At 65.1% G+C, this 23,222-nt stretch carries 22 protein-coding genes; 19 read left to right on the top strand and 3 right to left on the bottom strand.

Annotation, left to right across the window (positions count from 1 at the left end; all coding sequences use genetic code 11):
* Nucleotides 1-6: 6 nt before the first annotated feature.
* From STARVERO_RS05645 to nicT, 5 genes are all read left to right on the top strand, one after another.
* On the top strand, nucleotides 7-921 hold the full coding sequence (locus STARVERO_RS05645) for a dimethyl sulfoxide reductase anchor subunit family protein (protein WP_308676816.1): 915 nt from the start codon (nucleotides 7-9) through the stop codon (nucleotides 919-921).
* Entirely contained in the window at nucleotides 911-1,294 is a 384-nt protein-coding gene (locus tag STARVERO_RS05640; RefSeq protein ID WP_159598186.1) for a YidH family protein, read from the top strand. Before STARVERO_RS05645 ends, STARVERO_RS05640 begins: the two co-directional genes overlap by 11 nt.
* Nucleotides 1,291-1,644, top strand: coding sequence for a DUF202 domain-containing protein (locus tag STARVERO_RS05635; RefSeq protein WP_159598185.1), 354 nt, complete (start codon nucleotides 1,291-1,293; stop codon nucleotides 1,642-1,644). The genes STARVERO_RS05640 and STARVERO_RS05635 overlap by 4 nt, the downstream gene beginning before the upstream one ends.
* Nucleotides 1,645-1,930: 286 nt before the next feature.
* Nucleotides 1,931-2,743: a helix-turn-helix domain-containing protein gene (locus tag STARVERO_RS05630; protein ID WP_159598184.1), complete on the top strand. Its 813-nt coding sequence runs from the start codon at nucleotides 1,931-1,933 to the stop codon at nucleotides 2,741-2,743.
* 403 nt (nucleotides 2,744-3,146) lie between these two features.
* A complete protein-coding gene (gene nicT, locus STARVERO_RS05625) occupies nucleotides 3,147-4,268 on the top strand; it encodes a Nickel transporter NicT (RefSeq protein WP_200837697.1) in 1,122 nt (373 codons plus the stop codon).
* Between the two features lie 9 nt (nucleotides 4,269-4,277).
* Here the strand turns inward: nicT and STARVERO_RS05620 are convergent, their stop codons facing one another.
* Nucleotides 4,278-5,177: a LysR family transcriptional regulator gene (locus STARVERO_RS05620; protein WP_159598182.1), complete on the bottom strand. Its 900-nt coding sequence runs from the start codon at nucleotides 5,175-5,177 to the stop codon at nucleotides 4,278-4,280.
* A 110-nt stretch (nucleotides 5,178-5,287) separates the two neighbouring features.
* Here STARVERO_RS05620 and STARVERO_RS05615 point away from each other — a divergent pair, with 110 nt between their 5' ends.
* From STARVERO_RS05615 to STARVERO_RS05570, 10 genes are all read left to right on the top strand, one after another.
* Nucleotides 5,288-5,659, top strand: coding sequence for an Atu4866 domain-containing protein (locus STARVERO_RS05615; protein ID WP_159598181.1), 372 nt, complete (start codon nucleotides 5,288-5,290; stop codon nucleotides 5,657-5,659).
* Between the two features lie 164 nt (nucleotides 5,660-5,823).
* A complete protein-coding gene (locus STARVERO_RS05610; RefSeq protein ID WP_159598180.1) occupies nucleotides 5,824-6,888 on the top strand; it encodes an aldo/keto reductase in 1,065 nt (354 codons plus the stop codon).
* Between the two features lie 20 nt (nucleotides 6,889-6,908).
* A complete protein-coding gene (locus STARVERO_RS05605; RefSeq protein WP_200837895.1) occupies nucleotides 6,909-7,901 on the top strand; it encodes an aldo/keto reductase in 993 nt (330 codons plus the stop codon).
* A 12-nt stretch (nucleotides 7,902-7,913) separates the two neighbouring features.
* Nucleotides 7,914-8,774: an SDR family NAD(P)-dependent oxidoreductase gene (locus STARVERO_RS05600; protein ID WP_159598178.1), complete on the top strand. Its 861-nt coding sequence runs from the start codon at nucleotides 7,914-7,916 to the stop codon at nucleotides 8,772-8,774.
* A gap of 17 nt (nucleotides 8,775-8,791) precedes the next feature.
* A complete protein-coding gene (locus STARVERO_RS05595) occupies nucleotides 8,792-9,238 on the top strand; it encodes an SRPBCC family protein (RefSeq protein WP_159598177.1) in 447 nt (148 codons plus the stop codon).
* A 395-nt stretch (nucleotides 9,239-9,633) separates the two neighbouring features.
* Nucleotides 9,634-9,819: a hypothetical protein gene (locus STARVERO_RS05590; protein WP_159598176.1), complete on the top strand. Its 186-nt coding sequence runs from the start codon at nucleotides 9,634-9,636 to the stop codon at nucleotides 9,817-9,819.
* Nucleotides 9,820-10,038: 219 nt separating this feature from the next.
* Nucleotides 10,039-10,998 (top strand): DUF3991 and toprim domain-containing protein, encoded by a 960-nt coding sequence (locus STARVERO_RS05585; protein WP_159598175.1) that lies wholly within the window; start codon nucleotides 10,039-10,041, stop codon nucleotides 10,996-10,998.
* Nucleotides 10,999-11,140: 142 nt separating this feature from the next.
* On the top strand, nucleotides 11,141-11,752 hold the full coding sequence (locus STARVERO_RS05580) for a DUF1419 domain-containing protein (RefSeq protein WP_159598174.1): 612 nt from the start codon (nucleotides 11,141-11,143) through the stop codon (nucleotides 11,750-11,752).
* A gap of 12 nt (nucleotides 11,753-11,764) precedes the next feature.
* A complete protein-coding gene (locus STARVERO_RS05575) occupies nucleotides 11,765-12,163 on the top strand; it encodes a DUF3085 domain-containing protein (RefSeq protein WP_159598173.1) in 399 nt (132 codons plus the stop codon).
* Between the two features lie 105 nt (nucleotides 12,164-12,268).
* Nucleotides 12,269-17,377, top strand: a complete 5,109-nt coding sequence (locus STARVERO_RS05570) for an Eco57I restriction-modification methylase domain-containing protein (RefSeq protein ID WP_159598172.1) — start codon at nucleotides 12,269-12,271, stop codon at nucleotides 17,375-17,377.
* A 25-nt stretch (nucleotides 17,378-17,402) separates the two neighbouring features.
* Here the strand turns inward: STARVERO_RS05570 and STARVERO_RS05565 are convergent, their stop codons facing one another.
* Nucleotides 17,403-18,059 (bottom strand): hypothetical protein, encoded by a 657-nt coding sequence (locus STARVERO_RS05565; RefSeq protein WP_159598171.1) that lies wholly within the window; start codon nucleotides 18,057-18,059, stop codon nucleotides 17,403-17,405.
* A gap of 169 nt (nucleotides 18,060-18,228) precedes the next feature.
* Nucleotides 18,229-18,831 carry a hypothetical protein gene (locus tag STARVERO_RS05560; protein ID WP_159598170.1) on the bottom strand — a complete coding sequence of 201 codons (603 nt, stop codon included), beginning with the start codon at nucleotides 18,829-18,831 and terminating at the stop codon, nucleotides 18,229-18,231.
* 663 nt (nucleotides 18,832-19,494) lie between these two features.
* On the opposite strand from STARVERO_RS05560, the gene STARVERO_RS05555 reads away from it, so the two are divergent.
* The 4 genes from STARVERO_RS05555 (at nucleotide 19,495) to STARVERO_RS05540 (ending at nucleotide 22,973) form a co-directional block, all read left to right on the top strand.
* Nucleotides 19,495-21,210, top strand: a complete 1,716-nt coding sequence (locus STARVERO_RS05555; protein WP_159598169.1) for a ParB/RepB/Spo0J family partition protein — start codon at nucleotides 19,495-19,497, stop codon at nucleotides 21,208-21,210.
* 94 nt (nucleotides 21,211-21,304) lie between these two features.
* Nucleotides 21,305-21,778 (top strand): hypothetical protein, encoded by a 474-nt coding sequence (locus STARVERO_RS05550; protein ID WP_159598168.1) that lies wholly within the window; start codon nucleotides 21,305-21,307, stop codon nucleotides 21,776-21,778.
* Complete coding sequence (locus STARVERO_RS05545) at nucleotides 21,775-22,650, top strand: DUF7007 domain-containing protein (RefSeq protein WP_159598167.1); 876 nt, start codon at nucleotides 21,775-21,777, stop codon at nucleotides 22,648-22,650. The genes STARVERO_RS05550 and STARVERO_RS05545 overlap by 4 nt, the downstream gene beginning before the upstream one ends.
* A complete protein-coding gene (locus STARVERO_RS05540) occupies nucleotides 22,647-22,973 on the top strand; it encodes a hypothetical protein (protein ID WP_159598166.1) in 327 nt (108 codons plus the stop codon). The genes STARVERO_RS05545 and STARVERO_RS05540 overlap by 4 nt, the downstream gene beginning before the upstream one ends.
* Nucleotides 22,974-23,222: the final 249 nt, after the last annotated feature.

Below are 23,222 nucleotides of genomic sequence, written 5' to 3'. Positions count from 1 at the left end.
AGCTCCGTGCTCCTGCTGACCACGCTGACCGGCTTCGGCTTTGGCTTGCTGGTCTGGGTGGGCTTCCTCGCTGCGCTCGCGCTCGTGCCGCCCTCGCTTTTTTTCGTGCCGATGGCCGTAGTGGTCGCCCTTGGGTTTTCCGCCGCGGGGCTCATGGCATCGACGCTTCATCTCGGCCATCCCGAGCGGGCGTGGCGTGCCTTTAGCCAATGGCGCTCCTCCTGGCTTTCGCGCGAAGGCGTGGCGGCGATGGCGACCTATCCGCCGGCGGTGCTGTTCGCCGCCTCCTGGTGGTGGTTCGGCCCCGACATGATCGTCACGCGGATTCTCGGTCTCGCGGCGGCAGTGATGGGCCTCGTTACCGTCGGCTGTACGGCTATGATCTATGCCAGCCTCAAGCCGATCCGGCAGTGGCACAACCGTCATACGGCGCCCGACTACCTGATCTACGCGGTCTTCTCCGGCGCGGTGCTGATGGTAGCGTTGTGGGCGGCATGGTTCGGTCTCCCGTGGGAATTGGCGGTGGGTGCGCTGATCTGCGCCCTCGCCGCAGCGGGCGCCAAGCTTGCCTACTGGCGCTTCATCGATCGACAGAAGCCGCTCGTCACTCTCGCCTCTGCAACGGGACTCGCCGCTCTTGGCAATGTGCGCCCACTCGACCGGCCACATTTCACCGAGAATTACATATTGCGCGAGATGGGCTTCCAAACCGCGCGCAAACATGCCGCCAAACTCAGGCACATTGCCCTGGTGCTCGCCTTCTTCTGTCCTGCTCTTCTCATTGTCGTCGCCGCACTCGGCACCGTGCCCGTCATTGCGACCATTCTTGCCGCCTTGCTCGCGCTGGCTGGGCTGCTGGTCGAACGCTGGCTGTTCTTTGCGGAAGCAACCCATGTCTCGACCATCTACTATGGACGCTGAACGCGAAGGGGCCCGGGCGACCCGGGAAGCACTTGATCACGAGCCGGACTACCGCTTCACACTGGCGAACGAGCGCACCTATCTCGCCTGGGTGCGCACCGCGCTCGGTCTTCTGGCAGGCTCGGTGGCGATCGTTCAGCTGGTTCCCGGCTTCGCGGTACTGGATGCGCGCAAGCTGCTCGGCTGCCTGTTGGCGCTCATCAGTATGACGATCATGATCTATTGCAGCTGGCGTTGGCGGGTGGTGCAGCAGGCCATGCGCCGCGACGAGGACCTGCCGCCGACGGCGGCGGTCTGGCTGCTGACGACGGCCATTCTGATGATCAGTGCCATCGTGCTTGGCCTCATCGTCGCCTATGGCGTCGGTCGATGATGATAGCCTGGAGGGACGATCATGTCCGCGACCGGCTGATCCCCGGCCGATTAGGCCTACAGCCGCAGCGAACCTATCTTTCCTGGGCTCGGACGGCCCTCATGACGATGATGAATGGCGGCTTGTTGCTCGTGAGACATGATCTCGGCATGCCGGGGCCGATGCAGCTCGCTGCGGCAGGCATCGCCTTCTCCCTGTCTCTTTTCCTGCTGGTTATCGCGGCATGGCGCCAGCGAGAGCTTCTGCTCTCCGGGTCGAGGAGAGTGGTCCGAGGATGGATCGTTGGTCTGCTTGGTATGGGCCTTGCGTTGCTCGCCGGGATAGTCATCGTCGAGATATGGAATGGATGACCGTCCATGCCAGGCAGGTCCGCTTTATTGGAGCTTGCCCATGCCAAGCTCTGCCTCTCCGAGCGCCGGCATCACGGGGCAACTGGCGATTGGCTCTCGGTACATCGCGAAATGAGCGATCATGCCTTAATATCCGTACGTGAAGGATGTGGCATACCGCTCGCCCCGTTTATATGTGGGTGAAGGGCGCTTTTCCGATAGGTTTCGCTACATGTACTCACACGGACAGGCAAAATATCCGACATCCATGCTTGTGCGCTCGTCGGGTGAGCGTGACTGGTCGAGGGTGAGCGCGGAGCTGCGGGCGCACAGCGGAACAGAAGGTCCGGGCTACAACGGCGAACAGCTGGAGATTGTCTTTCTCCTCAAAGGCGCTCGGTACGGCAACGCGAATTGCAAGTTCGGATCCAGGGAACATTCTGTTCCAACGCTGACGGGCACGACCTGGATATGTCCGGCAGGGGTTCAGGCAGATGAGATTCGTACCTCCCGTTCGGACCTTATGGCGGCTCATATCTATCTACCCGACGCAAGTTTAGCGGCGATCGCGGAAACGGAGGAGTGCCGCACCGGCAGCAAGGAACTGCGCAGTGCTGTGGTTGCCCGCGACGAGATGATTGAGCATTTTGGGCGTGTGATCTTGGGTGAGATGATACGCGAGAGTTCTGCCAGCCTCCTGCTCGTGGACTCCGCGACGACCATGCTCGTGGCTTGGCTGTTGCAGCATTATGCCGAGTCTAGGTCCGCTCGCATCGCCCCCAGATCAAACACGTCTCTCGATGCAAGCCGTCTGAATCGCGTGATGAGCTTCATGGAAGCCCATCTCGACGATGAGATTTCACTTTCCGATCTCGCCGCAGTTGCCTGCATGAGCGAGTTTCATTTCAGCCGCGCCTTTTCGGCGACCGTTGGATGCCCGCCGCATCGTTATCTGAGCCGGCGACGGCTGGAACGAGCCAAGAGCATGATTCTCACCGGTTCGGCTTCGCTCGCCGAAATCGCACAATTGTCCGGATTCTCGTCACAAGCGGCGTTCACCCGCGCGTTCCATCGGACAATGGGTGTCTCTCCGGGGCAGTATCGGCGTGGGGCGCTCTGAGGCACCGTCAAGCGAAACAATCCTACATCGACCACGATCGCCGCCATGCAAACGTGAAATACGAGAAGTAAATAATGAAGTAAGGATACATGCATCTTTTATAAGATAGACATACAATTTCAAGTAATACGAAATTACTTTCGATTGAAAGAAATAATCTGATTTATTGTTTGGCTGGTTGTGATATTATTATAAGTATCATCGGCTTCTTTGTTTAAGGTGTCTCGTCAGTAGCGCTGTCCTCTTTGTCATGCTGCCAGATGTATTGGCCTATCCCAATGAGAGTTTCCCAACGGGCAACTCTGCCCAGTTGCGCCCACAACTCTCCTCGCACCTGGGCGCCTGCCGCTTTCCTCCACCCAGATCGGCGCCTCTCTGCGCTGAAAGAGCTTTGAGAATGTCGATGATGCCTTTTCAGACGTCGCCACCGGTGGCCACGCGGGGAGCCGGCGCAGGATCGTCATTCGCCGCCGCGCTCGTCGGCGCGGGCGCGGCCATTGCCTGCCTACACGTCCTCGGCTGGGGCGCGCTGCTGGTAATGGCTTTTCCGGCGGAGAGCGGACCGCAGACGGCGACGCTGAGGGTCGGTATCGGCGTCACGGCCTATATGCTCGGCGTCCGCCACGCTTTCGATGCCGATCATATCGCCGCCATCGACAACACCACCCGCGAGCTCATGCAGCAGGGCGTCCAACCGGCGCGCGTCGGCTTCTGGTTCTCGTGCGGCCATTCGACCATCGTTCTTGCCCTCACCCTTCTGTTGGCGCTCGGGGCGACCTCACTTCACGGGGCGATCGCGGAAGAGAATTCGCGTTTCCATCTCGTCACCGGCCTGCTGGGGACCGCCGCCTCCAGCCTCTTCCTCTTCGCCATCGCTGCCCTCAACCTCGTTACCCTCGCCCACATCTGGCGGACCGGCCGCAACCTTCGCACCGGCGGCGCCAACGAGGGCATGCTGGATCATCATCTCGACGAACGCGGCCTGATGAACCGGCTCGTCGGGCGCGTCGCCGGCTCGGTGACGAAGCCGTGGCAGATGTATCTGGTCGGCCTGCTGTTCGGGCTCGGCTTCGACACTGCCACGGAGGTCGGCCTTTTGGTTCTCGCCACGTCGAGCGCGGTTTCCGGGCTGCCCTGGTATGCCGTACTGTGCCTGCCCGTGCTGTTCGCCGCCGGCATGTCGCTATTCGACACGTTGCAGGGTTCCTTCATGACGGCGGCCTATGGCTGGGCCTTCGTCCGGCCGGTGCGGAAGATCTATTACAACCTCGTCGTTACCGGCCTGTCGGTCGCCGTGGCGCTGATCGTGGGCTCGATCGAAGTCATCGGGCTCGTTGCCGAGCGGCTCGAACTTCGCGGGCCGGTGTGGGACTTCGTGTCGGCACTCGACCTGAACGTCACCGGCTTTGTCATTGCCGGACTGTTCGTCGTGGTCTGGCTGGCCGCTCTCGCGGTCTGGCGCTTGGGCAGCATCGAGGAACGCTGGTCGCCCGGGCTCGGGCAAGCCACGACTTTGGGCGAGTGAGCGGGCGCTTCAGCGGAACGGCTCACGCCGCCGGATGTAGTCCACGAGCAGTTTGAGCTTCAGCGGCTGGCGCTGGCGGTAAGGGTAATAGAGGTGAAAGCCTTGGAAGGGCGGGCTGAACGCCTCGAGCAGAGGCACCAGTTCGCCGCTTTCGAACCAGGGCCGGAAGGTGTCCTTCATACCGAAGGTGATGCCCGCGCCGGCAAGGGCGAGGCGGATCATGACGCGCATGTCGTTGGTCGTTACCGCTGGATCGACCGCGACGTCGAAATCCCTGCCATCCTCGGTGAACTCCCAGCGATAGGGCGCCGTGTCCGGCCGCGGGCGCCAGCCGATACAGATATGGGCCTGCAGGTCGCGCGGGTGGTCCGGCGCGCCGTGGCGTTCCAGATAGGCCGGGGCGGCGACGGCACATTGTCGCTGCGGCGGCGAAGCCGGCACAGCGATCATGTCTTGCTCGATCACCTCGCCGAGACGCACGCCCGCGTCATAGCCAGCCTCGACGATGTCGAACTCCTCGTCGGAGACGGTGATGTCGAGCCTCACCTCCGGATGTGCGGCGACGAACCCGGCGAGAAAGGGGCCGGACAGGAACCCCTCTGCGATCGAGGAGGCGGCGATCCGCAGCAGCCCGCCGGGCTTCGACTGATAGTCCCGCACCGCCTCGAACGCCTCGCGCAGCTGAAGGAGCGAAGGCACAGCCCGGTCATAGAACAGTTGGCCCGCTTCCGTCAGATGCACGCTGCGTGTCGTGCGCTGGACGAGCGTGGTACCGACCTTGTCCTCCAGCCGCTGCAACGCCTGACTCACGGCCGAGCGCGTCACACCGAGGCGTTCACCGGCGAGCCGGAAATTCCGCGCCTCGGCGATCGCCAGGAAAACGGAGATGCCCTCGATATCGTCCGACATTGTCCAGTATTTCTAACTGGCACATGCCGGCCTGACAAGCTGATCGCGACAATGCCCGGCGCTATGACTCGACCATCGCAACGACGAGCGACACGGAAGGAGACAGGACCATGCCGAAGGCGGTCTTGAGATCGAACCACCTCGCGCGCATCGCGGCGTTGACCCTCGCCGGGAGCGCCCCCGCCGCCGGCATGCAAACTCCACCCGCCGCTCTCCAGACGGGAACCAACAGCATTATGAACCTGCATCATCCCTATGTCGGCATGTGGGTGACCGACGATGGCCGCGTCCGCCACGAGCTTTTGCCCGATGGGCGCTATGACGAGGCCCGAGGCACGCGCGAGAGCGCCTATCGGGGCCGCTACGAGGTGCGCGGCGACTATATCCAGTATAGGGACGACACCGGATTCACCGCCGACGGCAACTTCGTCGACGCCGACACTCTGCATCATGGCGGCATGATCCTGCGTCGGCGGCGCTGATTACAGCATCCGTTACCGCGTTCCGCGAACACACGCCCGCTGCGCGCCGCGAGCCGAAGGCGGCGTGCGCGTCCCGGCTTTCAAACCCATCTTCATCCGCGTGTGCAGAAGCCGCCGCAGAGCCGGTGGCAAGGTCGCGCAGATCACATGAGGAGCGTTTGCTCATGACCGCACTTTCCGATTATCGCCTGCTCGGCCGCTCCGGCCTTCGCGTCTCCCCGCTTGCACTGGGCACCATGACCTTCGGCACCGACTGGGGCTGGGGCGCCGACGATAGAGAGGCGCGTGCCATGTTCGACGCCTATGTCGAGCGCGGCGGCAATTTCGTCGACACGTCAGTGAACTATACCGACGGCTCCTCCGAGCGCATCCTCGGCTCGTTCCTGAAGGACAAACGCGAGCGGGTCGTGGTCGCGACCAAATTCTCCATGGCGCGCGAGCCGGGCAATCCCAATGCCGGCGGCAATCACCGTCTGAACATCCTGCGCTCGGTGGAGACCTCGCTGCGCCAGCTCGATACCGATTGGATCGACCTACTCTACCTTCACAGTTGGGATTTCACCACTGGCGTCGACGAGATCATGCGCGCGCTCGACGACGTGGTGCGCGCCGGCAAGGTCGCCTATGTCGGCATCTCCAACACGCCGGCCTGGCGGATCGCGCAGATGCAGACGCTGGCAGATTTGCGTGGCTGGGCGCCCTTCATCGCCCTTCAGATCGAGTACAGCCTGGCCGAGCGGACCGTCGAGCACGAACTCGTGCCGATGGCCGAGGCGCTTGGGCTCGGCATCGTGCCTTGGTCGCCGCTCGCCGGCGGGCTGCTGGCGGGCAAGTACGGCCGCAACGATCTCGAAAGCGCGAAGGAAGGCGCCGCCGTCACCGGCTCGCGGCGCGACGTCATCGCCGCCATGGGCGGCTTGACCGAGCGATCGCTTAGCATTGCCGATGCGGTGCGCGACATCGCCGACGAAGTCGGCAAGCCGGCCTCACAGGTCGCGATCGCCTGGCTGCTGGCGCGGCCCTGCGCCCCGACGCCGATCCTCGGCGCGCGGACACTCAAGCAGCTGGAGGACAATCTCGGGGCGTTCGACGTTGTGCTCGACGCGTCGCAGATCGCGCGGCTCGACGCGGCGAGCGATCCCCATCCCATCTTTCCGCATCGCTTCATCGCTGGGCCGATGGTCCGCGGCCTCATCACTGGCGGCAGCCACCTCCCGGTACGCAGATAGTGAAACAAGCAGGGGAGAAGATCATGCTCCGCAAACGCAAGCTGGGCCGCCAGGGCCTCGAAGTCTCTGAACTCGGCCTCGGCTGCATGGGGATGAGCCATGCCTATGGCACGCCCGACGACGCGGAATCCGCCACCACGATCGAGCGCGCCATCGAACTCGGCGTCACCTTCTTCGACACGGCCGAGGCTTATGGGCCTTTCACCAATGAGGAACTGCTCGGCCGTGCGCTGAAGCCGCACCGTGACAAGGTTGTGATCGCCACCAAGTTCGGCTTCGTGTTGGACGGCAGATCGCGCTCCGGCGTCGACAGCCGCCCGGTCCACATCCGCGAGGTTGTCGACGCCTCGCTCCGACGCCTCCAGACCGACCGCATCGATCTCGTCTACCAGCACCGGGTCGATCCGAGCGTGCCGATGGAGGACGTCGCCGGAACGGTGAGAGACCTCATCGCCGAGGGCAAGGTGCTGTATTTCGGCCTTTCGGAAGCGGGCGCCGGGAATATCCGGCGCGCCCATGCCGTCCAGCCGGTCTCGGCGCTACAGAGCGAATATTCGCTGTGGGAGCGCGGTCTCGACGATGCGATCCTGCCGGTGATCCGGGAACTCGGCATCGGCCTGGTGCCGTTCAGCCCGCTCGGTCGCGGTTTTCTCTCCGGGCAGGCGAAGCGCGCCGAGGATTATCCGGCCACCGACTTCCGCTCCTGGGGCGATCCCCGTTTCCAGGGCACCAATTTCGATGCGAACATGGCCGTCGCGGACGCGGTGCATGAACTCGCCGCCGCTCGCGGCGCCACAGCCGCGCAGGTGGCGCTCGCCTGGCTCCTGCAACGGGGTGACGACATCGTGCCGATCCCCGGCACCAAGCGGCGAGGCTATCTCGAGGACAATGTCGCCGCAGCCAAACTCAAGCTGACGGCATCGGAAATCGCCACCCTCGACACCATCGCGGACCGCACCGGCGTGGTCGGCCAGCGCTACAACCCTCACGACCTCGAAATGCTCGACCGCTGAAGGATCACCTCCATGCCCCATACGTCTCGTACCTGGTTCGTCACCGGCATCTCGCGCGGCTTCGGTAGGGAGTTCGCCCGGCAGATTCTCGCGCGCGGCGACACCCTTATCGGCACGACGCGCGAGGGAACGGCGGACATCGCCGCGCCCGAAGGCCGGCTCACTGTTCTCCCGCTCGACGTTACCGATGGTGGCGCGGTCCGCGAGGTGGTTGCGGCCGCCTTCGCCGCAGGGCCGATCGATGTTGTCGTCAACAATGCCGGCTACGGGCTGATGAGTTCGATCGAGGACGCCACTGATGCCGAAGTCGAGCACGTCATGGACGTGAACTTCCATGGCCCTCGGCGCATCATTCAGGCGGCGTTGCCGCATCTGCGCGGGCAGCGTCGTGGGCACATCGTCAACATCACCTCGATTGCCGGCATCGCCGCAAGTGCCGGCTCGGGCTACTACGCTGCCGCCAAATACGCTCTTGAAGGTCTCTCGCAGAGCCTTGCCCGCGAAGTGGCGCCGCTCGGCATTAAGGTCACTTGTGTGGAGCCCGGCGCGTTCCGCACCGATTTCCTCACCAGCCATTCGCTGCGCACGACGGTGATGATGGGCGGCGATTATGTCGACACGGCCGGCGCCTCGGCGGACTATCTTGCCAGGCTCGCCGGCCGGCAACCGGGCGATCCGGCAAAGGGTGTGGCGGCGATCCTGGAGGCGATCGAGTCCGCCAACCCGCCGCTGCACCTGGTGCTCGGCCCGGATGCCATCCGCCGCACCGACGAGATGCTGCGCGCCTTCGCGGCGGACCTGGATGCCTGGCGGGCGGTCGGCATGGCGACCGATCACGACCACATCGCTGCAAGTCCTGCAGCCGCCAACTAAAAGGAAGCGTTCCGATCATGGCCCACGTCTACTTCAGCAAGATACTCGACGTTCCGGCGAACAGCGCATGGCAGATCGTCCGCGACTTTGGTGCGCTGCCAATCTGGTTTCCCTTTGTGAAGCGCTCGGAATTGCGCGGCGGAGGTCCACACGAGGTCGGCACGATCCGTGCCAACACCGTTGCCGATGACAGCATCATCGAGGAGCGGCTACTGGAGCTTTCTGACCGCGACCGCCGCATCGTCTACGACATCGTCAAGGCCGACATTCCAACCAAGAACTACAGCGCGGTCCTCCAAATCCACGAGGTGACGAACGATCAGGACCGCTGCTTCGCGGAATGGTCGGCCGATTTCGACGTCGAAGGTAATCCCGCGACCGCGATCGAATGGGTGCGTGATGGCATCTTCAAGACTTGTCTCGAAGAACTCGAGAGTGTCGTCCGTTCGAGAAAGAGCGTTTAAGGGAATTCGCTTGTTGGGCGAAGGTCGCGGCGGAAATGGCGCGGATCTCGTGACTTTGCAGGCCATGGTCGACGAGAATCTGAGGCGGGCGGCTGAGTGTAGTTGCTTCACGCTCGAAGGGCGCGGGACAGGGACCATCGAGGGCGGGGCGGCGGCGAGATCCCGGCGAGACAGTTCGTTCGTGAGAGGTGCCGAACGGGAAGCAGCCCAATCCCGCTCTTCCGCGATGTCTCCTGGTCCGGTTCCGGATCTCCGTCGATCAACCCGCTGCGGGGTCGGCTACGCGAAGCGTGCCGCCGCTGCGGCTTCGCCTACGCGGTGATCGCGACCGGCCCCGGCCCATTTGGGGGAGCCATCGAGCGGGAATTGACCCGCTCCCCGATGGAGCCTTCATCATGTCGAACGACCTTTCCCTCGCCCAGAACGCCGCCTTGCAGCTCTCCCGCACCCTGATGGTCCCGGTTTCGCTCTTCGAGGTCGACGGCGAATACGGCGTCCTGCCGGCCGACGAGCTCGACGGCGACGATGTCACCGTGCTTTTCGAGTACGATCCGTTCTTGGGCGGCCGGCCGGTTCATTGAACCGGTTTTCCGCCGTGCCGGGTGCCGCTTGCGAGCCGGCACCCGCAAGGGAGGCTTCGCCGCGGGCTGGGTTGGTCGCGACCTTGCTGATGAATTCTCCAGTTGCCGGCCCGCGCCCTTGCGGGCTTAGCTCTTCGCGCCTGGAGGGAGCGGTCCCGCGAATGGCGCGGGAGGAAAGACAAAGGAAAGGCCGGACGGGGATCGTCCGGGAAGAACGCGATGGAGACGAGCGAGGTCGAGTATCTGAAGGAGCGCGTCACCTGCGCCGCCGTGCTGGAGAAGGCGGGCTTCGCGATTGACGCGAAGGAGAGCACGCGCCGCGCGGTGAAACATCGGCGCGGCGACGACATCATCATCGTGATCCATGACGGTAAGGGCTGGTTCGACCCGCTGTCGGACGCCAAGGGCGACGTGTTCTCTCTGATCCGTCATCTCGACGGCGGCAGCTTCGCCTATGTGCTCGCCACAGCCGCCGAGTTGGTGGGCTTCACGCCGGCCGAGCCGGCATGGACGAGGGAAGCGCGCGAACAGGAACCCCTCGCTTCTCTTTCCGAACGCTGGCGCACCCGTCGCACACCCTGGCCGGATTCCGCGACCTGGCGCTATCTGCGTGACGAGCGCTTCCTGCCGGAGACGATCATCCGCGCCGCCATCCGGCAGGATCTGGTTCGGGAAGGCCCTCGCGGCAGTCTGTGGGCCGCGCATGTCGACGATGCGGGTGTCGTCACCGGTTGGGAAGAGCGTGGCCCGGAGTGGCGCGGCTTCTCGACCGGAGGGTCGAAGGTGCTGATCCGGTTGGGCGTGCTCGAGGGTACGCGCCTCTGCGTGACCGAGGCGGCGATCGACGCCATGAGCCTTGCCGCCCTTGAGGGGCTGAGAGAGGGCAGCCTCTATCTCAGTACGGGCGGCGGCTGGTCGCCGGTGACAGAGGCGGCGGTGCGGGCACTGGCGGTGCGTCCCGGTGCGCAGCTTGTCGCCGCGACCGATGCCAATGCCCAGGGTGAAGCCTTCGCCATGCGCCTGCGCGCGATCGCCGAGGAGGTGGGCTGCGACTGGCTGCGGCTGCGGCCGCCAGCCGAGGACTGGAACGAGGTCCTGAAGGCGAGAATGCAAGTGGAACGGGAACGCAGAGAGGAGAGACGAGGCCTGCCGCCTGCCCGCCTGCCGCGTCAAGGGTGACGCTTCGCCCGGCTTTGCCGGCCCTTGACCCGCCCGGACGGTGAGGCGGCGGTGGAGGTGGGGTCAGGCAGGGCTGAAGAGAGGATGGCGACCCGGAGGGTAAGCCGCGCTCCGGCCCGGACGGGGCCGAAGGAGCCCGCTCATGACCCTCTCCGTTCCTCCCATCCGCAAGGTGTATCAGGGCGTTGCCGATCGGCGGCAAATGTTCCGGATGTTCGACCGCCATGCCCAGCGCCCGAACCGCTGGCAAGGCGATGATGATGGAGCGCTCTATCGCGGCGAATGGTTCGAGATCGGCAGGGCTGAGCACGAACATATGTTCGAGATTCTGCCGCCGCTGTGGATGCGTGGCGATATGTTCGCCCTGCGCGAGTTCCTCACCAGCTCGATCACCAGCGTCTTCCTCGAGTTGCCGATCGACGGGCGCATCCGGCACTTCCACGGCTATTGCGACCTCGCCGAGAAGGGCTCGCCCGAGGAGCTGCGCGCGGCGATTGTCGCGCGCGAGTCCTGGCCCGTGCGGGCGATGACGCAGGAGGAGCGTCTCGAGCATATCTGGAGCGCCACCCATGACGATGATCGCGGCTATGCCGGGGAGCGCTGGCCGCGCTGCCTGCAGGGCAAGCGCACCGTCCTCTGCCATGAGGGCCGGCGCGGCACTGCGCTGAAGCTGCTGGAGCACCTCACCGAGGCGGAGATCTCGGCCAAGCTGCCGGTGCATCTGCGCTACCTCCCCGACGCGCTCGCGGCGTGAGCGGAGGCGGCGATGTTCACCTTTACCGTGACGGAGGTTCGCGCCGTGATCGCGCGTGGTCGGATCGATGCCGCCGCCAATGGCGGCTTCCGCAATCCCTATTACGGGCTCCGGCCCGGCGAGGGCGAAAAGCCGGGCCTCTGGCTGGTCGGCGACGAGGGCGTCTATCTCCTCTCGAACGGCAGGCTCACGGAGGGGCAGCGCCCGCTCGTCGTCTATGCCGGGGAGTGCGATCCGAAGACCAATCCGGATTGCTGGCACTGCAAACGCCGGCATTTCGGGGCGGATGACGGGATCGAGTTCCTCGATGCGACCGCGCTCGACCGGCTGATGGCCGCCTCGCTGGATGCCACGCATCTGCGGATCGTGATGGACGATACCGCGCTGTCGCTCACGCTGATCCGCCGCTGAGGCGGGTTCCGACCCTTCTCCCTTTTTCACATCCCTGCGCCCGTCCCGCCCGCCGACATCTCCGACGGACGATGGCGCGCGCCTTCACGACAGGAGCTCTTCACCATGGCGCATGACGATCCCTTCACGCTCAACCTGTTCGGCCACACCGCCCTGTCCTCCGGCCTGAGCCTCGGTGTCACGGAGTTCGCCGGGGACTTCGAGACCAATCCCGGCGACGACGATCCCGATCCAACCACGCCAGCGCCGGCCCGTGCGCCGGCATCGACTGGACCTGTCGCTCGCGCGAAGCCGTCGTCGGAGCGCGGCGTCAATTTCCATCTCGACGGTGATCGCGGTCTGGCACGCGGTTGGAAGGCACGCGCTCGCGATAACATCGCGGCGATCCGGCTGGCCGCCGGGATTGAGGGCGAGGACCTTCCCGCCACCCGGGCGGAACAGGAGAGGTTGATCCGCTTCACCGGTTTCGGCGCATCCGATCTTGCGAACAGCGTGTTCCGCCGGCCGGGCGAGGCGACGTTCCGCAAAGGCTGGGAGGAGATCGGGGCGGACCTTCAGGACGCCGTCGACGATGCGGACTATGCCTCGCTCGCGCGCTGCACGCAGTACGCCCATTTCACACCGGAGTTCATCATCCGGGCGATCTGGTCGGGGCTCCAGCGTCTCGGCTGGCGCGGCGGTAGGGTCTTGGAACCGGGTATCGGCACTGGCCTGTTTCCGGCGCTGATGCCGGAGGCCCTGCGCGCGGTCTCGCATGTCACCGGGGTGGAGCTCGACCCGGTGACCGCGCGTATCGCCCGGCTGTTGCAGCCCCGCGCCCGTATCGTGACGGGAGACTTCGCACGCACCGAGCTGCCGGCGAGTTTCGACCTCGTCCTCGGCAATCCGCCCTTCTCCGACCGCACGGTGCGCTCCGATCGCGCCTATCGCTCGCTGGCCTTACGCCTGCACGACTACTTCATCGCCCGCTCGATCGACCTTTTGAAGCCGGGCGCGCTTGCGGCCTTCGTCACCTCGCACGGCACCATGGACAAGTCTGACACCACGGCGCGGGAGCATATCGCCAAGGTGGCCGATCTGATCGCGGCGATCCGCCTGCCCCAAGGCAGCTTCCGCACTGACGCCGGCACCGACGTTGTCGTCGACATCCTCTTTTTCCGGAAGCGGAAGACCGGGGAGCCGGAGGGCGACCAGAGCTGGCTCGATCTCGACGAGGTCCGCACCGCCGATGGCGAGGAGAGCGCGATCCGCGTGAACCGCTGGTTCGTCCAGCACCCGGTCTTCGTGCTCGGCACCCATGCCACGACATCAGGCCCTTTCGGCGAGACCTACACCTGCCAGCCGCGCGAGGGCGAGGAACTGGCCACGGCGCTGGATGCCGCCATCTCCCTTCTTCCGGAAGCTCTCTATGATGGCGAGCCGACGTCGATCGATGTCGAGAGTGACGACCGCGGCGAGGAGGCCGGTATCCCGGCTTCCGCCGAACGCCATGTCCGCGAAGGCAGCTATGTCTTCGACCCGGTGCACGGCCTGATGCAGGTGATCGACGGTGCGCCCGTCGCCGTCCCGGTGAGGAAAGGCCGATCCGGCGACGGGGTGCCTGATAAGCATATCCGCATCATCCGCAAGCTGATCCCGATCCGCGATGCCGTGCGGGAGGTGCTGAAGGCACAGGAACTCGACCAGCCCTGGAAGGACGCACAGGTGCGCCTGCGCATCGCCTGGTCGAGTTTCGTGCGGGACTTCGGCCCGATCAATCACACTACGGTGTCGATCGTCGAGGACGAGGAGAGCGGCGGCGTCCGCGAGACGCATCGCCGGCCGAACCTGCAACCTTTCCTCGACGATCCCGATTGCTGGCTGGTCGCCTCGATCGAGAATTACGACCTCGACACCGATACGGCGAGGCCGGGTCCGATCTTCTCGGAGCGGGTGATCGCGCCGCCGGCGTCGCCCGTTATCACCTCGGCAGCGGATGCGCTCGCCGTCGTGCTGAACGAGCGCGGTCATGTCGATCTCGACCACATCGCCGAACTGCTGCATACTGATCGCGACGCCGTCGTCGCGGAACTGGGAGATGCCATCTTCCGCGATCCCGAGACCGGGGCGTGGCAGACGGCCGATGCCTACCTCTCCGGCACGGTGCGCGACAGGCTGAAGGTGGCGGAAGCCGCCGCCGCGCTCGACCCAATCTTCGCGCGCAATGTCCGCGCGCTCATCGAGGTGCAGCCCGCCGATCTGCGTCCCTCCGACATCACGGCCCGTCTCGGCGCGCCGTGGATTCCGGCCGCCGATGTCGTCGCCTTCGTGAAGGACACCATGGAAGCGGAGATCCGCATCCACCACATGCCGGAGCTTGCCTCGTGGACGGTGGAGGCGCGCCAGCTCGGCTGGCTCGCCGCCGGCACTTCGGAATGGGGCACGGAACGTCGCCATGCCGGCGAGCTGCTGGCAGATGCGCTGAACAGCCGTGTGCCGCAGATCTTCGACATCGTCAGGGACGGGGACAGCGAGCGCCGTGTGCTCAACGTCGTCGACACCGAGGCGGCGAAGGAGAAGCTCGCGAAGATCAAGACCGCCTTTCAGAGCTGGGTCTGGTCCGACCCCGACCGCACCGACCGGCTGGCTCGGGTCTATAATGACCACTTCAACAACATCGCGCCCCGTGCCTTCAATGGCGATCATCTGAAGCTGCCGGGCGCGAGCAGCGCCTTCACGCTCTATTCCCATCAGAAGCGCGGCATCTGGCGCATCGTCTCGGCCGGCTCGACCTATCTCGCTCATGCCGTCGGCGCCGGGAAGACGATGACGTTTGTTGCCGCCATCATGGAGCAGCGCCGGCTCGGCCTGATCGCCAAGGCAATGCTGGTGGTGCCCGGCCATTGCCTTGCGCAGGCGGCGCGCGAGTTCCTGGCGCTCTATCCCAATGCCTGTATCCTCATCGCGGACGAGACGAATTTCATCAAGGAGAAGCGGGCCCGCTTCCTCGGCCGGGCGGCCACGGCGACCTGGGATGCGATCATCATCACCCATTCCGCCTTCCGCTTCATCGGCATCCCGTCCGCCTTCGAACAACAGATGATCCAGGACGAGCTTGAGCTCTACGAGACCCTGCTGACGAAGGTGGAGAGCGAAGACCGCGTCTCGCGCAAGCGCCTCGAGCGATTGAAGGAGGGCCTGAAGGAGCGGCTGGAGGTCCTCACCACCCGCAAGGACGATCTGCTGACCATCGCCGAGCTCGGCGTTGACCAGATCATCGTCGACGAGGCGCAGGAGTTCCGGAAGCTGTCCTTCGCCACCAATATGTCGACCTTGAAGGGTGTCGACCCCAACGGCTCGCAGCGCGCCTGGGACCTCTATGTGAAATCCCGCTTCATCGAGATGAGGAACCCGGGCCGGGCACTCGTGCTGGCGTCGGGCACGCCGATCACCAACACGCTCGGCGAGATGTTCTCGGTGCAGCGCCTGATGGGCCATGCCGCGCTCGCCGAGCGGGGCCTGCACGAGTTCGACGCCTGGGCGAGCACGTTTGGCGACACCACGACCGAACTCGAGCTCCAGCCCTCCGGCAAGTACAAGCCGGTCTCGCGCTTCGCCAGCTTCGTCAATGTGCCGGAGCTGATCGCGATGTTCCGCTCCTTCGCCGATGTGGTGATGCCGGAGGATCTGCGGCGATATGTGAAGGTGCCGGGAATCTCGACCGGCCGGCGCCGGATCGTCACCGCGAAGCCGACAGCGGCGTTCCGGCGCTACCAGCTTCAGCTGGACGCCCGTATCAAGGCGATCGAGCAGCGGGATCGTCCGGTCGAGCCCGGCGACGATATCCTGCTCTCCGTCATCACCGATGGCCGCCATGCCGCGATCGACCTGCGCCTGGTCGACCCTGACACTGACAACGAGCCGGACAACAAGCTCAACGCCCTCATCGGCAATGCCGTCCGGATCTGGCGCGAGACTGCCGACAACGCCTATCTTCAGCCGGATGGCAGGCCCTATGAGCTACCTGGCGCGGCGCAGATGATCTTCTCGGACCTCGGCACCATCAGCGTGGAGAAGACGCGCGGCTTCTCGGCCTATCGCTGGATCCGCGACGAACTGATCCGCATGGGAGTGCCGGCCTCCGAGATCGCCTTCATGCAGGATTACAGGAAGTCCGAGGCCAAGCAGCGTCTGTTCGGCGATGTCCGTGCCGGCAAGGTCCGGTTTCTGATCGGTTCCTCCGAGACCATGGGCACAGGGGTGAACGCGCAGCTTCGGCTGAAGGCGCTGCATCATCTCGACGTGCCCTGGCTGCCGTCCCAGATCGAGCAGCGCGAGGGACGGATCGTGCGGCAGGGCAACCAGCACGAGGAGGTCGATATCTTCGCCTACGCCACCGAGGGCAGCCTCGATGCCACGATGTGGCAGAACAATGAGCGTAAGGCCCGCTTCATCGCGGCGGCGCTGTCGGGCGACACCTCGATCCGCAGGCTGGAGGATCTCGGCGAGGGGCAGGCGAACCAGTTTGCCATGGCCAAGGCCATCGCGTCCGGCGACCAGCGTCTGATGCAGAAGGCGGGGCTGGAGGCCGACATCGCCCGGCTTGAGCGCCTGCGCGCCGCTCACCAGGACGACCAGTTTGCCATCCGCCGCCAGATCCGCGATGCCGAGCGCGACATCGCGCAGGCGACCCGCCGGATCGAGGAGATCGGGCAGGACATCGCCCGCCTCGGCCCGACCGCAGGCGAGGCTCTCGCGATTACGGTGAACGGTACGTCCTTCTCCGAACGAAAGGCCGCCGGCCGGGCACTGATGAAGGAGGTTCTCACGCTGGTGCAGAACCAGCATGAAGGCGAGACCGTCCTAGCGTCCATCGGCGGCTTCGATCTCCTCCATGATGGCGAGCGCACCGATCGCGGGGAGGGCTATCGCTACGACACCGTGCTCCGGCGTACCGGCTTCGATCATGAGATCGAGTTGCCGGTGACCGTCACGCCCCTTGGCGCTGTCTCGCGCCTCGAGCATGCTCTCGATGGGTTCGATGCGGACGAGGACCGCTACCGCCAGCGGCTCGCTGATGCCGAGCGACGGCTGGTGTCCTACCGGTCGCGCGAGGGCGGCGTGTTCGCCTTCGCCGACGAACTCGCCCAGAAGCGCCGGCAGCTCTCCGAGGTGGAGGCTGCGCTTTCGGCCGATGCCGTGGGACACCCGAGTGATGCGCTCCAAGCAGCCTGATTCCGTGTTGGGATAGAAACCGCGGCTAGGGCTTTTGCCCGATCAGGCCGGTCGCGGTTTCGACCTTGTCGAGCCAATCGGCGGCCGTCTGGTCGGTCCAGGCAACGATGGAACGGATACGCTCATATTCTTCCTGGACGTTGCGCCGGAAAATCGGCTCGTGATGCGCGATGCGGTTACGCAGGTCCCGGATCTTCTGCAGCCTGTCGAAGCCATCGCTTCGCAGCTGCTGGACGGTTCTCGCTGCGTCGGCATTCGGAAAGACCGTCCTGAAATGATGGTTCCACACGGCCGCGTCATGGCTCCTGGTGAACATCCGCTCCCAGAACACGAACTTCAGCTCGGCAACGATCTTGCCCGCCGTCGGGAGTCTGTTTGCCAGATCCATCAGATCGCGCCTGGGGCTATAGGCCCGTGGCGGATCTCTGAGGCTGATGATAAAGCCTCTTTCCCAAGGCCAATTGGGACCATAGGTGCCCTCAATGGCGGACACGATTGAATTACGGACACTGACCTCACATATCTGCAACGGGACGAAGAACGCTGCCGAGAGTTCGAGATTCCAGCGGTAGAGTTCCAGCGCCGCCTCCTTGTCGCTGGCCATTTCGGCCAGGTAGGTGGCGAAGCGTGGCGCGGACAGCACCGCTGGCAGGCTATGGATTTCCTCGGGCGTGAACGGCATCGTCGTTGTTCCTAGATCAGGCTCGCCCGTACGTGCGTTGACAGCGACGTGTCGAATGGCGTAAAAAGCATGTTGAAAGGCGCGTGAGGTCGCGGGGTAACACCACCCTCATCGTCATACGGTACAAGGGAAAAGCTCGCCTCTGGCGGGCTTTTTTCTTTTCCGCGGTTCATGTTTGTGCTCCCGGATCGCCTGATGCCTCCTGAGCCGGCGGTGGAGGCACCGTGGCGGTTTCGGCTTCTGCCGCATTCGTTTTTTCAGCTACCGGGAGCTTCGCAAGATATTCGCGCAAGGCCTCGATTTCACCGAATGCGCCGACTTCCATCAACCGGTCGATGAACCGGGCGTAGATTCCATCCTGGACCTTCCCTTGAGCACGGAGCCACTCGACGGCCGCGTTCGGGCTGATGAGCAGGACATAATGGAATTCCCCGGATGGTCCGGGCTTGGTCATGATGAACCAGTGCTCCCGCAGAAGCTTCATTCGTTTGCGCCAGGTGTCGACGGCGCGCTCTCCCGAGAACCCCGCCTCCGCTGCGAAGGTCATCGGGTTTTCGATTGTAAGGAACGGCGTGTCGGGGGACCGCGCCCAGAGAGCGAACAGCGTGTGACCGGCTGGGCTGCCTTTTGAGAGGACGTCAATCGCCTGCATGACGATCGGCATCGTGCGGGGCACGGTCGTGAAGCCATCGTTCGTCTTGCGGTGCCAGATAAACTCGGACGGTGTGCTGGGGAAGTGTAGCGCCATCTGTTGCTGGGCGCGCTCCGCCATCTTCAGCCGTCTCGCGGAAGCCTGTCGCCCGTTCGCCATTTGTTGCTCCTTTCGGCTGTCTTGCCCCGATAGATGCGCTCACCGGCCGCAAACGGCAACGAGTGAATACGCCCGTCAGAACGACGTACTCGCATCAGTGAATCGGCTATTCATGAACTCCATTGCACAGGAATTGGAGCGGCCCAAAGTGCCATGATGCGCCATTTGGTGCAGAAACCTGGAATTTTACGAGCCAGAACAAAGCTATGCCGGATGTCATCGGTGCTCGCGTGTTCCGGTGCTGCCCGTCCTCCCCGGTGCTTCCGATGCTCCCGGGTTTCCCAAGGGGCGCGCCGGAGGCACAACGCGGTAAGAAACCTCCTCAACGCCGACGATTTCAGTACCGCTGGAGCCCGGAAAGAATGGGGAGGGATGAAGGAAAAATAGGATGTGATCGCTCGCGGATCGTCCGTTCCAGTGACGCTGTCGCTCAACCGCAGCCTGCGCGATCCCGGCCCGTCGTCCTGCGCAGGGCTGATAGCCCCGCTTGGCCGGCCGGGCAGGGATGCTCGCCCGCAGTTGCACCGGCCCGTCCGCTCCGCGGGCCGGGGGATGTCTTCGGGAAGAAGACGGAACAGGACCGGGGTGAAGCCTCGTGTCCGTAACCCGGCAAGGAGCATTCCCATGCAGATTATGAAGGTCGATCCGCGCGCGCTGAAGGAGAATCCCGACCGCACGCGCCAGACGAAGTCCACGCCGCAGGCCGATGCCCTGCTGCTGGCTACCATCAAGGCGGTCGGCATCGTGCAGCCGCCGGTGATCGCGCCCGAGAGCGGCGGGGGTAACGGCTACATCATCGATTCCGGCCATCGCCGGGTGAAGCAGGCGATCAAGGTGGGCCTTGAGGAGATCGAGGTGCTGGTGGTCGACGCCGCCAACGACAATGGCGCCATGCGCTCCATGGTCGAGAATATCGCCCGCGAGCCGCTGAACCTGGTCGACCAGTGGCGGGCCATCGAGCGCTTGGTCGCTCTCGGCTGGACCGAGGAGGCGATCGCCGTGGCGCTGGCCCTGCCGGTGCGGCAAATCCGCAAGCTGCGCCTGCTCGCCAATGTGCTGCCGGCGATGCTCGACCAGATGGCGAAGGGCGACATGCCGAACGAGCAGCAGCTGCGCACCATCGCGGCCGCCTCCCTCGAGGAGCAGCGCGAAGTCTGGAAGGCGCACAAGCCCAAGAAGGGCGATCCGCAGGCGGCGTGGTGGAGCATCGCCAACGGGCTCGCGAAGAAGCGCATGTATGCGCGCGACGCCTCGTTCGGCGAGGGCCTCGCCCGTGCCTACGGCATCGAATGGACCGAGGACCTGTTCGCGCCGGCCGATGAGGACTCCCGCTACACCACGCAGGTGGAAGCCTTCCTCGGCGCCCAGCAGGAATGGATGACGAACCATCTGCCGAAGAAGGGGATCATCACCGAGGCCAATAGCTGGGGCCAGCCCGAGCTGCCGAAGAAGGCAGAGCGCATCCGTGGCAAACCGGGCAAGGGCGATTGCACCGCGATGTATCTCGACCGCGAGGGCAAGGTGCAGAGCGTGCACTACCGCATGCCCGTGGAGAAGAAGGCGAAGGGCTCGGACGCGGCGGGCGCTGATGATGTCGGGACGCTGGCGAAGCCGCGCCCGGACGTGACGCGCAAGGGCATAGAGATGATCGGTGTCCTGCGCACCGATGCGCTGCACGAGGCGCTGTCCCGCGCGCCGATCGAGGACGACACACTGATGGCGTTGCTGGTGCTGGCACTGGCCGGGCGCAACGTCTCGATCCAGTCGGCAGCATCCGACGACATCTATGGTTATGCCCGGATGGAGCGCCATGTCGTCAGCCTCGTCAACGAGGGGGGCCAGCTTGCTCCCGATAGGGACAGGCTGCGCATCGCAGCCCGCTCCGCATTGATCGATGCGTTGTCGGCGCGGGAGAACCGCACCGATAGCGGGATCGTGGCCCGGATCGCCGGCAACGCCATCGGAGCCGACGGTTTCTTGCCGAACATGGGCACGGACGAGTTCCTGTCCTGCCTGTCCCGTCCGGCACTGGAAGCCGCCTGCAAGGACACGCCGGTCCTGCCGCGCCAGCGCGTCAAGGACACCCGTGCCGCGCTCGTCGAGCACTTCAGGGAGGGGCACTTCGTCCACGCCTCGGCGCTGTTCGCACCGGATGCCGTCGCCTTGAACGGGTGGCTCACCGAGAACAGCGTCGTCGCGGACGAGGATGACGGCACGCCGGTCGATCAGGACGAGCGCGACGGCGATGAGCCCATCGAGCCGGCGCACGACTTCGACGCGGATGAAGACGGCTTCGACGAGGCGGGTATCCCCGAGGGCTTCCGCGAAGCCGCCGAATAGCGGCTCCCCCTCCCCCTCTTTCCGAACGCCCCCCGCCGCCGCCGGTCATCCCGGCGGCGGTCGTGTTTTCACGCCCGCACACAAGGAGGACCTCATGTCCGCGCACATCATCCATGACCATGCTCCCATCGGTTCCCTCGTCGCCTGGCCCGACGGCACGCCGCGCCCGCCCGAGCGGCACCGGAAGAAGCTCGCAGCCTGGCAGAGCCGCAACAGCCGTGGGCGGCTGATCAGCAAAGGCGGTGACCGCGCGATCGGGAATCTCTCGCTCTCGGCCACCTTCACCCTGCACGAGGCGGATTACGGTGCCGGTGGTGTCATCGCCATTCGTGTCCATCGGATCTTTTCGGTGGAATCCGCGCTCAGCTTCACCATCGTTGAGCGGCCCGCGATCGGTTCGGTGCGCGTGTTCGACCGTGCCGGCGAGAACGCCGAGCTGGTCTACCTCGCGCCACATCGCGCCGCGGCGGAGGAATGGCTGTCACGGCACGGTTATCCGCGTGCCGTGCTCGATGAGGTGACGGAAGACGAGGTCGGCGCCGATATCGTCGAAGGGAGAGCGGCATGACCATCCCCCTTCCTTCCGGAAGCCCTGCGATGGTGGCGCCGACTTTCGGCATCTCCGCCGATGGCCTCCCGGTTGCGCGCATCGGCGACAACGCCTTCGCTATGCTGCCCGGTCGCGACGGCCGGCATTACCTCGCCAGCGGCTGGAAGATCGGCCGGGCGCTGGCCGAATGGCGGCGGGCTGACTTCTACGGCCATTCGGGCGAGCTCGCCGACGAGGCGGCGTTCCGTGCTCGGGTGCTGGAGCATGCCGAGCACCAGCGCGAACAGCAGGCGCTTGGCCGGCGCGAGATTTCCTCTCGCGTCCACACGCCATGGGGACCCTCGCAGGGTGCGACCGTCTATGCCGAGGGTGTCGAGTGTCATTCGACCGCCAGCCATGGCGGCTTCAAACTCTCGGCCGAGCGCAATCGCAAGGTTGATCCTGTGCTGCGGGTTGCGGGCGGCTTCTACGAGGAGGATGAGGCCTGGGCGATCGTGGCAATCACCTTCCCGCATCTGTTCACCAGCTTCGAGCGGCGCTGCGCCGAACGCACCATGAAGGATTCATGGCCGGATGCCTGGGAGACGATCTTCGGGACGATCCTCACTCCGGGTGAATCGCGGGAGAAGGACCGTAGGGCTTTCGAAGCCGCGCATGCAGAGGATTGGATCGCGATCTCGGCGATCACGTCGGAGCAGCAGCCGGGGTTCGTCGAATGCGTCGCGGCACCGGGCGGGCATCGTGGACCGGGAACGGAGGAGCGGCGCTTCCTTGTTCCGTCGGGCGAATACACGATGGGCCGTTTCGGCTTCGTCATCGATCCCGACCGCTACCCTACCTATCGCGGCCCGTCGAGTTTCATCGGCTGGCAGGGGAGGACCGCGACATGACCCCTCTATCCGAGGTCCGCGTCCAGCTCGCGCGCATGGAGGAGGCGCGCCGGCAGATCCAGCACCAACTCGACCTGATCGACCGGCATATCATCCGGCGGATGACGGCGCTCCCACGGCTCCAGCCGAAGCGGACGGGCTACCGGCATGGCAAGCGACCCGATCCCGACACCTTCCTTGAGTGCTACCGTTCGCATCGCGCCGCGCTGACCGCCGAGCGCCAGCCCGAGATCGACGCCCTGTCCCGGAAGCTCGCTCATCAGGACCAGGCGATCGCCGCTCTCCGAGCGCGTCATGGTCTCGCCCTGCCGCAGGTCGCCTGATCGGCACGGGTGGGAGCGGAACCTTCTCTCCCGGGCCGTTCGGAGAGCGACCGTCGAGGGGAGACGGAGGTCGTCGGGCGCCGTGGGCCTCATCCTTCCCGGTTGCCTTGTTACCCTCATCCCCCGCTCACCGGCATCACCTCGGGTTTGCTGCGGTCTGAACCGTCTGCCGGGCGCTTCAAGGCCGCGTGCCGCGCCGCGTGGCGGCCGGCCCTCGCCGATCTCGACAGACCGGGCCCGCGTCCTGCG

The sequence above is a fragment of the Starkeya nomas genome (genome assembly GCF_902703545.1).
Classification (GTDB): domain Bacteria; phylum Pseudomonadota; class Alphaproteobacteria; order Rhizobiales; family Xanthobacteraceae; genus Ancylobacter; species Ancylobacter moscoviensis.
The sequence above is the reverse complement of the archived record's forward strand: the minus strand, read 5'-3'. Positions and strand labels throughout refer to the sequence as shown.

Excerpts from the sequence above, each read along its gene's own strand:
- STARVERO_RS05640 (WP_159598186.1), top strand. The coding sequence starts at position 911 with ATGGACGCTGAACGCGAAGGGGCCCGGGCGACCCGGGAAGCACTTGAT.
- STARVERO_RS05635 (WP_159598185.1), top strand. The coding sequence starts at position 1,291 with ATGATGATAGCCTGGAGGGACGATCATGTCCGCGACCGGCTGATCCCC.
- nicT (WP_200837697.1), top strand. The coding sequence starts at position 3,147 with ATGATGCCTTTTCAGACGTCGCCACCGGTGGCCACGCGGGGAGCCGGC.
- STARVERO_RS05620 (WP_159598182.1), bottom strand. The coding sequence starts at position 5,177 with ATGTCGGACGATATCGAGGGCATCTCCGTTTTCCTGGCGATCGCCGAG.
- STARVERO_RS05615 (WP_159598181.1), top strand. The coding sequence starts at position 5,288 with ATGCCGAAGGCGGTCTTGAGATCGAACCACCTCGCGCGCATCGCGGCG.
- STARVERO_RS05610 (WP_159598180.1), top strand. The coding sequence starts at position 5,824 with ATGACCGCACTTTCCGATTATCGCCTGCTCGGCCGCTCCGGCCTTCGC.
- STARVERO_RS05600 (WP_159598178.1), top strand. The coding sequence starts at position 7,914 with ATGCCCCATACGTCTCGTACCTGGTTCGTCACCGGCATCTCGCGCGGC.
- STARVERO_RS05595 (WP_159598177.1), top strand. The coding sequence starts at position 8,792 with ATGGCCCACGTCTACTTCAGCAAGATACTCGACGTTCCGGCGAACAGC.
- STARVERO_RS05590 (WP_159598176.1), top strand. The coding sequence starts at position 9,634 with ATGTCGAACGACCTTTCCCTCGCCCAGAACGCCGCCTTGCAGCTCTCC.
- STARVERO_RS05585 (WP_159598175.1), top strand. The coding sequence starts at position 10,039 with ATGGAGACGAGCGAGGTCGAGTATCTGAAGGAGCGCGTCACCTGCGCC.
- STARVERO_RS05580 (WP_159598174.1), top strand. The coding sequence starts at position 11,141 with ATGACCCTCTCCGTTCCTCCCATCCGCAAGGTGTATCAGGGCGTTGCC.
- STARVERO_RS05575 (WP_159598173.1), top strand. The coding sequence starts at position 11,765 with ATGTTCACCTTTACCGTGACGGAGGTTCGCGCCGTGATCGCGCGTGGT.
- STARVERO_RS05570 (WP_159598172.1), top strand. The coding sequence starts at position 12,269 with ATGGCGCATGACGATCCCTTCACGCTCAACCTGTTCGGCCACACCGCC.
- STARVERO_RS05565 (WP_159598171.1), bottom strand. The coding sequence starts at position 18,059 with ATGCCGTTCACGCCCGAGGAAATCCATAGCCTGCCAGCGGTGCTGTCC.
- STARVERO_RS05560 (WP_159598170.1), bottom strand. The coding sequence starts at position 18,831 with ATGGCGGAGCGCGCCCAGCAACAGATGGCGCTACACTTCCCCAGCACA.
- STARVERO_RS05555 (WP_159598169.1), top strand. The coding sequence starts at position 19,495 with ATGCAGATTATGAAGGTCGATCCGCGCGCGCTGAAGGAGAATCCCGAC.
- STARVERO_RS05550 (WP_159598168.1), top strand. The coding sequence starts at position 21,305 with ATGTCCGCGCACATCATCCATGACCATGCTCCCATCGGTTCCCTCGTC.
- STARVERO_RS05545 (WP_159598167.1), top strand. The coding sequence starts at position 21,775 with ATGACCATCCCCCTTCCTTCCGGAAGCCCTGCGATGGTGGCGCCGACT.
- STARVERO_RS05540 (WP_159598166.1), top strand. The coding sequence starts at position 22,647 with ATGACCCCTCTATCCGAGGTCCGCGTCCAGCTCGCGCGCATGGAGGAG.